The organism is Novosphingobium sp. B1 (assembly GCF_900176395.1).
Lineage (GTDB): Bacteria > Pseudomonadota > Alphaproteobacteria > Sphingomonadales > Sphingomonadaceae > Novosphingobium.
Map to the genome: position 1 here is coordinate 13,736 of NZ_FWXL01000025.1, position 14,657 is coordinate 28,392.

The following is a 14,657-nucleotide window of genomic DNA, read 5'->3' on the forward strand; positions in this document are numbered from 1 at the left end:
CTATTGCGCCTTAACCAGCGCGTCAATCGCCATAAGCTGCCGAACCAGTGGTTCAAACGCGGCAAGCGGCAAGGCGTTGGGACCATCCGACAATGCGGCATCGGGATCGGGGTGCGTTTCCATGAACACGCCTGCCACGCCGGCTGCAACCGCGGCGCGGGCCAGCAGCGGCACGTACTCGCGCTGGCCGCCGGACTTCTCGCCCAGTCCGCCCGGCTGCTGCACCGAATGCGTGGCATCATAAACCACCGGGCATCCGGTTTCAGCCATGATGGCAAGCCCACGCATGTCCGATACCAGCGTGTTGTAGCCGAACGACACGCCGCGATCGCAGAGCATGAACGCATCGGCATCGCAGCCTGCCTGCGTGGCCGCATCGCGCGCCTTGGCCACGACATGCTTCATGTCGCCCGGCGCCATGAACTGGCCCTTCTTCATGTTCACCGGCTTGCCCGAAGCCGCCACCGCAGCGATGAAGTCGGTCTGCCGGGCAAGGAATGCAGGCGTTTGCAGCACGTCGACCACCTCGGCCACGGCGCCAACATGTTCGCGCTCATGCACATCGGTGAGTACCGCAAGCCCGGTTTCCGCGCGGACCTTTTCGAGGATGCGAAGGCCTTTCTCCAAGCCCGGGCCACGGAACGACTTGCCTGAAGAACGGTTCGCCTTGTCGAAAGAGCTCTTGAAAATTAGCAGCAGCCCAAGTCTGTCAGCTATCGTTGCGAGTGTTTCGGCCACGGACAGCGTGTGATGCTCGGATTCGATAACGCAGGGACCAGCGATGATGAAGAGGGGTGCATTCTTCCCCACTTTCGATCCATTGAGGAGCATTTTCGTTTCGATTCCGCAGTAAGGGGCTTGGACGTCCGAGAGTATCCGGTTAATCGGTCGTCATTAGGACGGGGCGTGCAATAGGCGAATTCCGGATAAATAATCAATCCATGCAAGGCCGAAAGAGCTGACTTGGTAAACAACCGGAAACAAGGCTAGGAAGTTGGGAACCCGTTTTTGATGGCTACATCTCCTGTAAATCGCGATGTCCCTGCGGATGAAGATGCTCGTCTTTCCGTTGCGAAGCCTCACCTCGACAGTCAGGGTGGAATTCCCGACAGTTTCGTCAGTTCGGCGATAAAGACCGTCGAAACCGAAATTCAGGGGCTCGATGCGCTCAAGCGCTATCTCGAAGTCCCCTCGTTCCGCCTCGCGCTCGATGAAGCGATCAACGCGATGGCCAGGACCGAAGGCCGCGTCGTCGTCACCGGCATGGGCAAGAGCGGACACATCGGCCGCAAGATTGCCGCCACGCTGCGCTCCACCGGCACGCCGGCCCTGTTCCTTCACCCGGGCGAGGCAAGCCACGGCGATCTTGGCATCATCACCGAGCGCGACGTGGTGTTCGCCATCACTTGGTCGGGTGAGACGACCGAACTCAAGGATATCTTCGAATACTGCAAGCGGTTTGGCATCACGCTGATCGCGGCAACGGCCTGGCCGGAAAGCACTGCGGCGCGCGCTGCCGATATTCGCCTGATTCTCCCCCTCGTGCGCGAAGCCTGCCCCAACGATCTTGCGCCGACGACGTCCACCACCCTGCAACTCGTGCTGGGTGACGTGCTCGCCGTGGCGCTGATCGAGGCACGCGGCTTCACGCCAACCGATTTTCGCGTATTCCACCCCGGCGGCAAGCTGGGCGCACAGCTTCTCCTGGTCGACCAGATCATGGGCACTGGCGCGGCCATTCCCATCGTTGGCCGCAATGCCACGCTAAGCAACGCCACCATCGAAATGAGCCGGAAGCGCTATGGCGCGACGGCAGTGGTCGATGGTGCGAACCGGCTGGTTGGCGTGTTCACCGATGGCGATCTGCGGCGCTGCATCGCGGTGCACGATCTGCAGGACGAAATTGCCCGCCACATGTCACCCAACCCGGTGACGGTCACAACCGGCACGCTGTGCACCGAAGCTCTGCGCATCATGAACCAGAACGCGGTATCGGTGATCTTCGTCGAAGATGCCGGCAAGCTGGTGGGCGTGCTGCACATGCACGATATCGTGAGAACCGGGATTGTCTGACACTTCCGGCACGACTTCGGAAATGATCGCTGATCTCATCGTCGTCCCCGCCCGGTTTGCGTCAACCCGTTTGCCGGGCAAGCCGCTGCTGCGCCTGGCGGGCAGGACCCTGCTCGAACGCGTGGTCGAAAATGCGCGCGCAGCCGCAGCGGAACTCGGCAACTGCCACGTTCTGGTGGCGACCGACGATGACCGGATTGCCGCTCACGCCGAAGAGACCGGCGTCGCTGTCGCCCTGACTGCTGCGGACCTCGATTCGGGCACCGTCCGCGCTGCCGCAGCCGCCGCGCAATGCGCGCAAAGGCCAGCGCGGGTGATCAACCTGCAGGGCGATGCGCCGTTCGTCCCGTCCGGCATCGTCTGCCAGCTCATGCGCACGTTGCGGCAAGGGGCAGCCGCTGTGGCCACGCCGGTCAGCCAGCTCGATTGGGAACGGCTCGATCGCCTTCGCGAACACAAGCGCACCGCGCCGTTCAGCGGGACGACCTGCGTCCGCGCCGAAGACGGACGCGCGCTGTGGTTCTCGAAGACCATCATTCCGGCTCTGCGCAACGAAGCAGCGCTGCGGCGCGAGGCACTGTCGCCGGTCTGGCAGCACCTTGGTCTTTACGGCTTTACGATGGACGCGCTCGAATGGTTCGCTTCGGCATCCCCGGGGCATTACGAAGTCCTCGAAGGGCTCGAGCAGTTGCGCTTTCTCGAAGGCGGATGGCGCATCGACACGGTCCCGGTCGACATGCCGGCCCATCATCTCTCGGGGATCGATACCCCGGAAGACCTTGCCAAGGCGGAGCGGGCGCTGGCAGACAGCGCCACTGCCATGCCAGCCAGCCTTCCGTCATCCAGCCCGTCGCCCGCCTGATACGGTCGCGCCATGTTTGTCATCGTCCGTCACGGCAACACCTTCGGCGCCGGGGAAACACCCCGCCGCATCGGCGCGGCCACTGACCTGCCGCTGACGCCAGCCGGCCATGCCCAGGCCGAAGCCCTGGGCGCGCACTTTGCCGCCATCGGCTGGTCCTTTGCTCGCGCGCTGGTCTCGCCGCTGCAACGCACCCGCCAGACGGCCGAAGCCGTGCTCGCCGCGCAAGCGCACCCGGTGCCGGTCCTGACAGCGCCTTTCCTGCGGGAAATCGGCCATGGCGCCGACGAGAACCGCGCCGAACCCGAAGTCATCGCGCGCATTGGCAGCGAAGCGCTTGCCGCGTGGGACGAGGCCGCACTCCCGCCGGAGGGCTGGCACGTGGATGCACCTGCCCGGATTGCGGCGTGGAACGACCTGTTCAGCGAACTCGAGGCTGACTCGCCACCGACCTTGCTGGTCACCAGCAATGGCGCTGCGCGCTTTGCCCTTGTGGCGAGCGGGCTCAGACCGCCAACGCTGAAAATGGCGACGGGCAGTTATGGCGTGATCCAGCGGGCCCAGGACGGTGCTCTGGCGCTCACCGCCTGGGGTGTCCGACCATGATTGCCGCCCCCTTCCTCAGGGCCCCGCCCTACCCCCAACCTTGCCCTGACCTGGCCCTCACCTGCCATCGACCTGATGCACCCTGCCAGGACCTGCCACCCGATGCCATCGAACGCCTGCGCGAAGCCAGGGTCGGCGGGGCCTTCTGGCGGGCCGAGGACCCGTGGGACCTTGTGGAACAGGCAGGATCGCTGACCGCGCCCGGCAACGACGAGCGCGTCGCCATCGCCACGCTGCTGTCGCTTCCGGTCATCGTCACCGTGCCCGGCCTCTACGGCCAGCCGGGCGATGGGCCGGACCGGCTGCGACAGCGCCTGCTCGAACTGCTCGGCAGGATGACCTTTCGCGATCCGTTCAGCGGAGAGGGTTCGAACTTCAACGCGACCGTTGCGCTGCTTGCGCAGTGGCGGCGCGAGATCAAGGCGAACCGGGAGATCGGCGCCGCGCTCGGCATGGCCTGGTGGAAGCGCAGGGAAATCCGCAGGTTCCTGTGGGTGCCCGAACGCCGTTTGCAGATCGCGCGCCGTGCATCGGCAGCGCTGGGCGCCGCGCGGTCCGCAGGGGCGGCGCTGGCTGTCTGGCCGTCGCGCGTTTCACCGGAACTGCTGGCCGAGGCGAAGGCGCAGGGCACCGGGATTGTCAGGGTAGAAGACGGTTTTGTCCGCTCGGTTGGCCTTGGCAGCAATCTTGTGCCCCCCTCCTCGGTCGTGGTCGATTCCCGCGGCATCCATTTCGACCCAAGCGGGCCGAGCGATCTTGAAAATATCATCGAAACCACGGCCTTCACGCCAGAGCTGATGCAACGTGCCGCCAGACTGCGCGAAACCATCGTGGCGGCGGGCATCAGCAAGTACGCAGCCGGCAACGGCGATACGATGCCCCCGCGCAAGGATTCGCGCCGGCTTGTGCTTGTGCCCGCGCAAGTGGAAGACGACATGTCCGTCATCGCTGGCGGCGGCGGCCTGGCATCCAATCTCGAACTTCTGCGCCGTGTCCGCGCGCTGGAGCCCGACGCCGAAATCTGGTTCCGCCCTCATCCCGATGTCGATGCCGGTCACCGCAAGGGCGCAGTTGCCGACAGCGACGCGCTGCAACATGCCGATCGCATCGTTCGCGGCGGCGGCATGGCGCCGTTGCTCGACGCGGTCGACGGGGTACACGTCCTCACCTCGCTGACGGGGTTCGAGGCCCTGATGCGCGGTCGCGATGTGACCTGCCACGGGACACCGTTCTACGCGGGGTGGGGACTGACCCGCAACCTGGGCACGGTGCCTGACCGCCGCCAGCGTCGCCTGCAGCTTGACGAGCTCGTAGCTGCGGTGCTGATCCTCTATCCGCGCTATCTCGATCCGGTCACGGGGCTGCCCTGTCCGCCCGAGGTTCTGGTGCAGCGCATGTCCTCGGCCCAGGCAACCAACCGGCTGGGCTGGCTGGCACCATTGCGCCGCTGGCAAGGCCAGTTCATGGCACACCTGCGATGACTGCAGTGATCCTCGACATTTCGCGCCTGATCTCGCGCGTGCGCCACCATACGCCGTCGGGCGTGGACCGGGTCGAGATGGCTTATGCCCGCGGCTTGCAGCGCCTTTATGGTGACAAGCTGGCCTTTGCCGCCGTACATCCGACCGGCCAATACGGCAGGATCGATCGGGCCACGGCGCTGGCCTACCTTGACGAACTCGAGCGACGATGGACGAGCGAGGACGGCAGCAGCGGGCAACGCTCGATCGCGTCGGTGCTGCCGTGGATGATCCGGCTGCTACCGAAGCCCATCCCGGCTGGCGAAGGGCGGCCGATCTTTGTCCAGGTATCGCCGCATCACCTGATCGACCGCGCAAAGGTGGCGCGCAAGCTGACGGCAGAGAACGCCCGCTTCGTGTGCATGGTCCACGACCTCATTCCTATCGAATATCCTGAGTACGCGCGGCCCGGTGGGGCTGAATTACATGCGCGGCGAATGGACACGGTGGCCGCATTCGCGGATGCCGTGATCGTCAATTCCGCAGCGACCGGCCGCTCGTTCCAGCCATGGATCGAGCGTTCGGGACGTGAGATCGCGACCCATGTCGCCCTGCTCGGCACCGAGCGCATGGCCCTGCCCGAGGAAACACCGCAAGGTGACGGGCGGCCATGGTTCGTGTGCCTCGGCACGATCGAGCCCCGCAAGAACCACCTGCTTCTCCTGCACCTGTGGCGGGAGCTTGCGCAGACCCTGCCGCCAGAGAGGGTGCCCCGCCTCGTCGTCATCGGTCGGCGTGGCTGGGAGAACGAGCAGGTCCTCGACATGCTTGATCGTTGCCCTGCGCTTGCCCCGCATGTCGAGGAGGTGGCGGGCTGTTCGGACCGCAGGCTGGCATCGTTGGTACGCGGCGCGAGGGCGTTGCTGATGCCATCGTTCGCCGAAGGGTTCGGCATGCCGATTGCCGAGGCGCTGTCAGTTGGCGTTCCGGTGATCTGCAGCGACATCCCGGCTCATCACGAAGTGGGCGGCGAGACGCCAGACTATGCCGGTCCGCTTGATGGTGCGCGCTGGAAGACCCTTGTGCTCGACCATGCCGAGCGGGGCCCGGCCTGGCAGGCACAGGCAGCGAGACTGCCGCAATGGCAGGCTCCTACCTGGGACGATCACATGGGATTGGTGGAACAGGCACTGGCCAGATTGGCCTAGGCAGGACCGGCCTAGGTAGGACTGGCCCAGTCAGGCCGACCTGCCTTCCGCATCAACCGCGCTTGAGCGAGGTTACGCGCGTGCGAAACAGGCGGTCGAAGAACAGCGTCGAGATGGCGTAGTTGCCTTCCTGCGCGCCGTGATGATGGCGCATGTGATGACGCTTGAACATCATGCCGACGCGGCCCTTCATCGGCCACTGGTGGCAGGCGTAGTGAAGCATGTCGTAGTAGATGTAGCCGGCAATGAAGCCGAAGAACGCCCAGTTCGCGCTAGCACCGAACAGCACGAAGAGCGTGAGCCAGACGGCGCCGTTGATCGGAATACCGGCAATGGGCGGCATCAGGTTGCGCAGGGGATCGTTCGGGTCGGCATGGTGGTTGCCGTGCATAATGAACACGAACTGCTGCAGCATCGGCGAATCGGGCTGCCAGTGAAACACGAAGCGGTGCATCGCGTACTCGAACAGGCCCCAGCCGATCAGCCCCGCACCGATCAGGACGGCAGCGGTGGGCAGAGAGGCAGTGCCCCACGCAGTCCAGCCGATGAATGCCAGAAGCACAGCCCACGTCGCCAGAAAGCCGCGCGGCGTGACAACCGTCAGCTTTTCAATCCGCTCATTCCGGAACAACCGAATTTGCTGCGAGTGCGAAGGTGCCGGGCTCATTGCCTGCTTCTGGTCATAATTGATCCCCACCGTCAACCACAAAACCATCCGGTTGAAGCAACTTGCGGCGAGTAGTTGCAATGCAATAACACCGACGCGCGAATCCCTGCCACTTCCGTTGCTGCGGCAACGCAGCAATATTTGTAGGGGTTCCCATGCAAGCGCATTAATAGAATGAAGCTGCAGTGCGTTGCGTCACAAGAAGATTAACAACTCCATCCAATACGGAACCAACTTGCTGGAATCTCGTACCATTATCATTGGCGCATCTGGTGAGCTTGGCCGAGCCTTGGCATTGGTGCGGGCTGCGCGTGGCGACGATATCCTGCTGCTCGGGCGCGACCGGGCAAGGCTCGAGACAACTGCCGCTCAATGCCGCGACCGTGGCGCGAGCCGGATCGAGGTGGGCTACATCGATCTGCTGAATGTCGGTGCTGCCCGCGCTGCCCTGCAAGCCTACGACGAAGCTGTCCCGACGCAATGCCTGTTCATCGCTTCGGGTCTGGGAGACATTCGCCCCGATGGCGACCTGGTGGAGGATGCAGAGCCGGTCGAGCGTCTAGGCACGGTCAATTACCTGGGCCCTACAGTCATTGCTGCAGAGATCGCCAAGCACATGACGCGGCGAGGAAATGGACAGATTGCGCTGATCGGATCGGCAGCCGGTTTCCACCCTCTTCCGTTCTCGATCGCCTATTCAGCTTCGAAAGCGGGACTTGCCCGCTTTGCCGATGCCCTGCGTGTTGCCGTCGCGCCCCATGGCGTTTCCGTCACGCTGGCATCGCCAGGGTTCATCAATACCGCCGCGGCGCGCAAGGTGCCCGGCCCCAAACCCTTTGCGCTCGATGTCGACGAAGCGGCGAGGCGGATCGTCGCGGCCACCGACCGTGGCCAGGCGCACCTGATCACGCCTTGGCCATTTGCGCTGATCCGGCTGCTGGAACGCGCCCTGCCGCGGTCGCTTTCGGACCGCCTGCTCAGGGCGCTGGCGCCGAAGCCGGTCCTGCCAGCAGATTGAGCACCGCGTGGTGCAGGCCGGCTGGTGGCAGGTCCTGCCTATCGCTGCGGCGGATCGGTTGCCCTGCGGCATCGAAGCGGACGATGACATAAGGGGTATGCCGCTCGCCCCCGGGCGCAGTGACGCCGGGAATGCTGGGTCGGTGGTCCCCGAAGAACACGATTGTTGCAGGGCGCTTCATTGCCGAAAGCTCCGCCATGAGATCGTGCAGCATCGCATCACCATGGCGCAGCAGGCGCAGGTAGCTTTCCGCATCGGCCCAGGGGCCGTGGTTTTCGATGGTCACCGCGTAGAGCAAGGTAGGCTCCGCAGCGGCGCGGGCAATTCCAAGCAGTTCGCTTGCGATTGCCGCATCGGTAACATAGCGCCCCTCGCCTTCTACTGGCGCCTCGAAACGCTCTTCGCCGACGAGTTCCGTAAAGCCCGCAGCCATCAGAATTTCGGCACGGTTGTAGAAACGCATGTCATGCGGGTGAAGGAACAGGCTTTTCCACCCCGAGGAAGCAAGCCTTGCCGGCAGGGCATGAGGCCCCTCGCCCGTCGCCGTCAGATAGGGATCGAAGCGGCGAAAGCCGAGCTCTGCCTCGCTCCGGCCGAACAGGACGCCATATTCCGTGCGCATGGTATAGGCGCCGAAGCCATGGACCTGCAGCCGGCCCTGCTGCCAAGCGACCGCGCGCGCCGCCTCCAGCCCGGGCAGGGCCAGACCTTCGTCGCCAAACAGATCGACCGGATCGGCAAAGGATTCGCACTGCACGATGATGACAACTTCGTCATCGGTCCGGCGATGCGGCAGGGCGGCGGGCGGGACAGGGTTCACCGTTGCCCGCCAGCGCAGCCAGTGCAGCACAATGGTGGGAATCAGGCCGTGCCGCAGCACATCGCCTTCGCTATCCGGCAACGATGCAAGATGCGACCACGGCGGCAGGCGCATCAGCAGCGCGATAGCCGCGACACAGCCGATAAAGACCAGCCCCCCTGCAAGGTGAAGGGCAAGGCCCGGTTCGCGCGTGAACCAAAGCAGCAGTGGCACCACCGGCGCAGCCGCGGCAAGCAGGAGCTTCTGCGCCCGCGTCAGCGCCGAGAAGTAGAACTGTGGATGGCGAAAGACCGCGCCAAGCAAGGCAAGATCGGAAAAGACCAGCGCCTCGCCCAGCATGGCGTGCTTGGCATTCGAAACCATCGTGTAAAGGCCGACGAGGGCCAGCGCCAACCCGGCCGAGACGTGCAGATTGCCGCCCAGCGCCATGAACAGGCCCAGCGGAAGGCCAGCTGCGGCAGAAAGCAGGGCCATGCCCGCACCACTGCGCAACCATGGGCGTTGCGCCGCGCGCGGCCTCGCCAGGGCGTCGAGCAGAAGGGATCCGGCCAGCAGGGCCAGTATCGTCAACACGCCTATGCCGGTCCTTGCAGTGCCAAATCTTGCGTCAATGTCGCACTCATGCGCAGGGTCATGGCCCGCCGGGCATGCCTTATCAATGCAGTTTGGGCCTGTCACCAAGCTGTCGACACCCAAGCGGATGCATTTGCTGTTGGAAATGATATCGACCGGAAGTTGCACAAGCGGTAGGTCGGCTTCATGTCGTTTCCAAGTGTACCGTCGCGCCGGCAGAAGCGCTGTGTTCTTCTTCTGCAAAGCCTGATGGGGCCATTGTCTCGCCAACTCGGCTAGAGCTGACGAAAGCGGGCCATACCGTCTAGAAGGTGAACTTCAACGGCGGGGATCGGCTGTTCCGGCGGCTTTCCGGCATCGACTTCCTAGGCACGCTGGAGGAATGGCCGCAGGCGCTGGCGCAGATCATCGCCGACAAGCAGATCACCGACGTCACGCTGTTCGGCGATTGCCGCGATAATCACATGATCGCCACCCGAGTCTGCCGCGAGCTTCAGATTCCCATTCACGTCTTCGAGGAAGGGTATATTCGACCCGATTGGGTCACCTTCGAACGGGACGGCATGAACGGGCATTCGTCGCTGGCGCGCGATCCGCAGTGGTATCTCGACAAAGCCGCGAAACTGCCTCCGGTGGAACAGCACCTGCCCTTACCCTCGACATTCCGCCGCCGTGCGCTCGAAGGTCTGGCCTACAATTTCGCGGATGTGTTCTCGCGCTGGCACTACAAGAACTTGAACAACCATCGCCCCTGGCACCCCCTGGTGGAAGGCATGGGCTGGCTGCGCGAACTGCGCCGCGGCAAGGAGCGCGAGGCGCAAGGCGCGGAACTGCTGCAGCGACTGAAGGATAGTCGCGCACGGGATTTCCTGTTTCTGCGATAGCTCGATTCGGATACGCAGACTCGGTTGCCGGCATTGCCGAGGCGACCAAGGTCGTGATCGCCCCGGTCGCCTCTGACCCGCCAAAGAACAGGAGACTCGTAATCATCGCTGGACTTGAGGCGGATGTTCTGCCGCAGATTCGGGATCAGCTCTTTGACCGGCATGTCACGACCATCGCATCCCTGGCAATCTGGATATTCTTCTTCGTGCCGGGCTGATGCGTGCCGTCCGCGCTGGCGAGCACATGGAGTAACGCTCGCGAAGGGGCACGGGAGCACTGTTCGACACCTCGCCGACGACCGTGACATTGCGATTGGCGTTCTGGGCAATGCGCACAAGCATCTGCGGCTTGTCGGCGATGCCCTACAGCCTTGCGACAATCACAAGCTCGATCTGCGCCGGTGTCGTCCCCACAACGCGGATCAAACCGACGAAGGGGTACATTACCGTCCCGTCCTGATCGCCGATCTGTTCAAGCACTAGCGTACAGCGACGTCGCATTGCCCGACACCCTCGGATCTGCTCCGGCAGTTCCGGACAGTGCAGCTAGCGTCGCTTCCCAAACCGAGATCGAGAACGTCTCGACGCCCTACGACAGTTTCAGAAGCAAGTCGATCGCCACACTTCTGCAAAACCCGGCGATTTGGTCGATATTTCTCATCCTCGAGCATACTCGAACGCACGCAAGCCTGATTCCACCGCCTGCGCCAAAACGTCGCGGACGGCCGCCAAAACATTGAGCTATCGATCATCTCAATGGCTGGTCACCGCAACCGCGCTAGGCGGCGTGGACAAATTTGAGCCAGTATCTGGCGGTGGCGAGATGAACCATGCCGAGGAAGCTGTTGCCAAGCTGGTCGTATCTGGTGGCGATGGCACGGTTGATCTTGAGATGGCCGAACATACGTTCAATGCGATTGCGCTGCTTGTAGAGCGCTCGGTCATATTCGATCTTCACGCGACGGTTTGATCTGCCGGGGATGACGGCTTTGATCTTTCGTTCGGCAAGATCGGCGCGAATGGCATCGGTGTCATAGCCTTCGTCGGCAAGGAAGGCGTCGGGTGCCTGTTCAGGCAGGTCGATCAAATCATCATAAGCCTTGCAAACTGCCGCCTCGCCGCCCGTTAGATGGAATGCGAGCGGTCGTTCGAGGGCATCAGCCAAGCAGTGAAGCTTACTGGTGAACCCGCCCCGCGAGCGGCCAAGAGCGCGTCGATGAGTCCCCCTCATATGATGAGTTGCAGGTCAAGGAGGTATGTCGTCGTTTCGTTTTTCCCGGTTGGTATCGTATCCAGCTGAGCCCGCTTCACGAGTACCGGCGGGGTATCCTCGCCTGTACCACCTCATATCCGGTCGCCGCTTGAGACGGCTGCACCATAATCCCTCATTCGGGGGCGTGGCTCAGGAGAACGGACCCCTTCTTTTGAGCGGCATTAGAAGCCATGGGGGGCTTCGGTCCGTTCGCCTGGATCCGTCAGGGCCGAACAGGTCCTGGGGATTGGAATAAATCGCGACAGCCGCTGGCTATGCCGCAGTCATAGCAGCTCCCTCGATCACGACCCCGACGGTCACATACTTCCACAAGGCCACAAGCAGCTTGCGTGCCAAGGCGACGATCGCGACCTTCCGGCCTCGCCCGCCGCTATGGCTTGCCCGTTCATGGAACCAGTGCGAAAGAGCCGCGTCCGGCTGATAGCGCAGCCACAACCATGCTAGCTGGATCATCGTCGTGCGCAGTCTTGGATTGCCCGCTGTCGAAACACCCTGTTCACGATCGATCGAGCCGCTTCGCCAAGGTGAGGGCGCAAGCCCTGCATAAGCCGCGACTTGGCGCCGATTGTCGAACTGTCGGAATAATCCTTCGCTCGCAAGGATGCTGGCGGATTCCACGCCGATGCCTTTGATCCCCGCCAGCATTGCTTGAGCCGAGCTTTCGTGGGTTCGCGAACAGAGGGCATCCCGTTCAGCTTCCACGGCCTTGATCTGCCGGTCCAGCAGTTCAAGCCGGTCCAGCTCACGACAAATCTGGGACTTAAGGTGAGCGGGCAATGGGTGACCATCGCCGGTCTGCAGTTCTACCAAGCGCTCACGGCGATCGCGACGCACTGGTTCATAATGCCGGATACCGACACCGAAGAGCAGTCCCTTGTTCCGATTGACGTGCCGTTTGCGCTCATCGATCAGGGTCCTGCGCTCTCGTCCGATCCTGCGACGGTCCTCATCTTCGATGGCAGGAACTCGCACCATCGAGCAGACGCGAGGCTCCCCACGTATCCATGCCATCAGGGCACGCACCAACGCCTCCCCGTCGATACGGTCGGTCTTCGCTCGCCGGTGCCGGCGCGATACCGCAATCGAGGCTGCATCCACAACGTAGCTTGTGATCCAGTCTTCCGCCTCAAGCGCCCGATGAATCCAAAAGCCGTCGAGCCCCGCCTCCTGAATGACCACCACAGGATAGAGCCTGCCCTCCCGGACCCGTGACTTGTCTCGCAATGCGCCCAAACAGGCCAGTAATGCAGGAAGATCCCCGCCGGGCAATGAGTGACGCGACATCCGTTCGCTGCCAGGTGACAACGACGTCACAAGCCACGTCGATTTCGACAGTTCCAGAGAAACGAAAATTGCGCCAAGATCGACCCGGATCGCGGCAGGCTGCGAGGTTGGTTCTGCTGACATAGCAAATCCTTTCAGAGTGGTTGGTAGCAAACCGACTCTGATCTCCTTCAGGCCGCTATCCAACTCTCATCATGGGATCTTTTCCGCCCGCTGCCGAGACGTGGGCACGAACGGTGATGCTGTCGATGCTGTAATGGCCGCTGTCCACCTTGATCTCAGCGAGCGTAACGGCAACGGTCTCCCAGACCCCGGCTTCACTCCATCGCCGGAACCGGCGAAAGATGGTGTTCTAGCTGCCATACTTGGGCGGCACGTCGCGCCACGGAGCGCCGCAGCGGAGCCTCCAGAGGATACCGTTGATAATCGACCGGTTCTGCTCAGGTGGCCTGCCTCGGCCACGGTTTTCAGGCTCGATTGGCAACAGGTGCTTCAAAACGCGCCATTCCGCTTCGGTGAGATCGCCCCTGCTCAAGCCTGACTCCCAAAAGCAGCCTTGAATCAACTGATCCAAACCTCGTCAATCTGGAGGGTTCTGTGAGGTCGCGCGGCGCTGAGCGGCGGGCTTGGCGCTGTGCGCGACCTCATTGAAGCCGGATTGAGCGAATCCGCTGACGCGCGCGCGACCTATGGGATTAGTGCAACAACACCGGGCGCTGCGGTCTCGGCCTGGATAATCCAAGGCCTCGGTTCCAGTGGTTACGCCGGCGGATTCGCGACAAAGGTTGTGGTGATCGCCGCAGCAATCGCCAGTTTGGGCTGGCTGCGGAGCGCCGCTGCTGCCCAGAGGGTGGATTTGCAAGATGGCGAACAAAGGAAACCGTCGCGTTCGTCGGTACCACTGCCGCAACGCTGCTGGGTTTGATGCTGAACCGATCTCTTGTGGTCATGATGTATCGGGCCAAGGTTGTGATCGCGCGATGCGCCAGCGTGGCAGAGCGGCAGTGATCCGCAGCATACCGCCACAACAAGGGCACCGGGTTGGGTCAAAGTATGGCAGCACCGCGGTGGTTTTGTTGACTTCGCCCGTGATGGCCGCGGTCGGGTTGGGCGGGCCCAGGAGCTTGCGGATGGTGGCGAGCCGTGCACGACGACAGCCATTGGCGAGGAAGCCATAGTGGCGGATGCGATGGAACCCGTCAGGCAAGCTGTAGATGAGGAAGCGGCGAATGAACTCGTGCGGATTGAGCGACATCAGCTTTGATGCGTTGCCATGACGGTAATCGCGCCAGCGAAAGGCTACGCTGGTCTCGTCGGCGCTGACCAAGCGGCTGTTGGCGATTGCGACCCGGTGCGTGTAGCGGCCAAGATAGGCGAGGACATGTTCAGGCGATCCGAACGGTGGCTTGGCATAGACGATCCAGTTCTTGCGCCGCAGCTTGCGGACCGCGGCGACAAAGGTGCTGGCGTCGTCAAGCCCATCCAGCTTGCCGGAGAACCGCAACCGGCCGGCTGCATGTGCGACCGCAAGCCGTTCGAGGAACAGGCGTCGAAACAGGCGTGAGAGGACATGGATGGGCAGGAAGAAGTTCGGCCTGCAACCGATCCACCGTCCATCCGGAGAGAGCGCGCCGCCGGGAACGAGGCAATGAACATGCGGATGATGCGTGAGCGCCTGACCCCATGTGTGCAAAATCGCCAGGAACCCGATCTCGCCGCCCAGGTGACTGGGATCGGCGGCGATGGTCTTGAGCGTTGCCGCAACGGCATCGAACAAGATCGCATAGACCACCGCCTTGTTATGAAACGCGATCTCGGCAACCTCGCTCGGCACCGTGAACACATGGAGTAATCGCGGGAGCGCGATTCGCCGTCAGCCACATGTGTGCTTGGATTTAGAAGTTGGCTGCTCCCCGATAAGATGGAGAA

15 protein-coding genes and 1 pseudogene are annotated in these 14,657 nt (G+C 63.0%); 8 read left to right on the forward strand and 8 right to left on the reverse strand.

The window, feature by feature from the left end; genetic code table 11:
- A complete protein-coding gene (gene kdsA / locus B9A23_RS20185) occupies positions 1-831 on the reverse strand; it encodes a 3-deoxy-8-phosphooctulonate synthase (protein ID WP_084281105.1) in 831 nt (276 codons plus the stop codon).
- A 180-nt stretch (positions 832-1,011) separates the two neighbouring features.
- Here kdsA and B9A23_RS20190 point away from each other — a divergent pair, with 180 nt between their 5' ends.
- From B9A23_RS20190 to B9A23_RS20210, 5 genes are read left to right on the forward strand one after another with little or no spacing between them, the layout of a single operon-like run.
- The gene (locus B9A23_RS20190; protein WP_084281106.1) at positions 1,012-2,073 is read left to right on the forward strand and encodes a KpsF/GutQ family sugar-phosphate isomerase; all 1,062 of its coding nucleotides are present in this window, start codon (positions 1,012-1,014) and stop codon (positions 2,071-2,073) included.
- Between the two features lie 22 nt (positions 2,074-2,095).
- Positions 2,096-2,935, forward strand: a complete 840-nt coding sequence (kdsB, locus tag B9A23_RS20195; protein WP_176218100.1) for a 3-deoxy-manno-octulosonate cytidylyltransferase — start codon at positions 2,096-2,098, stop codon at positions 2,933-2,935.
- Between the two features lie 12 nt (positions 2,936-2,947).
- Positions 2,948-3,541, forward strand: a complete 594-nt coding sequence (locus tag B9A23_RS20200; RefSeq protein ID WP_084281109.1) for a histidine phosphatase family protein — start codon at positions 2,948-2,950, stop codon at positions 3,539-3,541.
- Entirely contained in the window at positions 3,538-5,022 is a 1,485-nt protein-coding gene (locus B9A23_RS20205) for a capsular polysaccharide export protein, LipB/KpsS family (RefSeq protein ID WP_084281111.1), read from the forward strand. Before B9A23_RS20200 ends, B9A23_RS20205 begins: the two co-directional genes overlap by 4 nt.
- Entirely contained in the window at positions 5,019-6,209 is a 1,191-nt protein-coding gene (locus B9A23_RS20210) for a glycosyltransferase family 4 protein (protein ID WP_084281112.1), read from the forward strand. The genes B9A23_RS20205 and B9A23_RS20210 overlap by 4 nt, the downstream gene beginning before the upstream one ends.
- Before the next feature lie 52 nt (positions 6,210-6,261).
- Here the strand turns inward: B9A23_RS20210 and B9A23_RS20215 are convergent, their stop codons facing one another.
- Entirely contained in the window at positions 6,262-6,924 is a 663-nt protein-coding gene (locus tag B9A23_RS20215) for a sterol desaturase family protein (RefSeq protein WP_254895213.1), read from the reverse strand.
- A gap of 187 nt (positions 6,925-7,111) precedes the next feature.
- On the opposite strand from B9A23_RS20215, the gene B9A23_RS20220 reads away from it, so the two are divergent.
- A complete protein-coding gene (locus B9A23_RS20220; RefSeq protein WP_254895214.1) occupies positions 7,112-7,894 on the forward strand; it encodes an SDR family NAD(P)-dependent oxidoreductase in 783 nt (260 codons plus the stop codon).
- Here the strand turns inward: B9A23_RS20220 and B9A23_RS20225 are convergent.
- Entirely contained in the window at positions 7,854-9,287 is a 1,434-nt protein-coding gene (locus tag B9A23_RS20225; protein WP_084281124.1) for an LTA synthase family protein, read from the reverse strand. The two genes, B9A23_RS20220 and B9A23_RS20225, sit on opposite strands and share 41 nt — an antisense overlap.
- A 311-nt stretch (positions 9,288-9,598) precedes the next feature.
- Between B9A23_RS20225 and B9A23_RS23405 the strand changes: the two genes are divergently transcribed.
- Both B9A23_RS23405 and B9A23_RS23410 read left to right on the forward strand, forming a co-directional pair.
- Positions 9,599-10,171 carry a capsular polysaccharide export protein, LipB/KpsS family gene (locus tag B9A23_RS23405; protein ID WP_254895215.1) on the forward strand — a complete coding sequence of 191 codons (573 nt, stop codon included), beginning with the start codon at positions 9,599-9,601 and terminating at the stop codon, positions 10,169-10,171.
- A 53-nt stretch (positions 10,172-10,224) separates the two neighbouring features.
- A complete protein-coding gene (locus B9A23_RS23410) occupies positions 10,225-10,389 on the forward strand; it encodes a hypothetical protein (RefSeq protein ID WP_254895216.1) in 165 nt (54 codons plus the stop codon).
- Positions 10,390-10,534: 145 nt separating this feature from the next.
- On the opposite strand, the gene B9A23_RS22970 is transcribed toward B9A23_RS23410, so the two are convergent.
- The 5 genes and pseudogenes from B9A23_RS22970 to B9A23_RS20255 form a co-directional block, all read right to left on the reverse strand.
- Positions 10,535-10,672 carry a hypothetical protein gene (locus tag B9A23_RS22970; protein WP_176218101.1) on the reverse strand — a complete coding sequence of 46 codons (138 nt, stop codon included), beginning with the start codon at positions 10,670-10,672 and terminating at the stop codon, positions 10,535-10,537.
- A 277-nt stretch (positions 10,673-10,949) separates the two neighbouring features.
- Positions 10,950-11,402 carry an IS5 family transposase gene (locus tag B9A23_RS20240; RefSeq protein ID WP_217806646.1) on the reverse strand — a complete coding sequence of 151 codons (453 nt, stop codon included), beginning with the start codon at positions 11,400-11,402 and terminating at the stop codon, positions 10,950-10,952.
- Positions 11,403-11,696: 294 nt separating this feature from the next.
- Positions 11,697-12,851, reverse strand: coding sequence for an IS110 family RNA-guided transposase (locus B9A23_RS20245; protein WP_084281117.1), 1,155 nt, complete (start codon positions 12,849-12,851; stop codon positions 11,697-11,699).
- 229 nt (positions 12,852-13,080) lie between these two features.
- A complete protein-coding gene (locus B9A23_RS23565) occupies positions 13,081-13,302 on the reverse strand; it encodes a transposase (RefSeq protein ID WP_139797605.1) in 222 nt (73 codons plus the stop codon).
- A gap of 543 nt (positions 13,303-13,845) precedes the next feature.
- Positions 13,846-14,574 (reverse strand): annotated as a pseudogene (locus tag B9A23_RS20255) (transposase); the annotation flags it as partial.
- Positions 14,575-14,657: the final 83 nt, after the last annotated feature.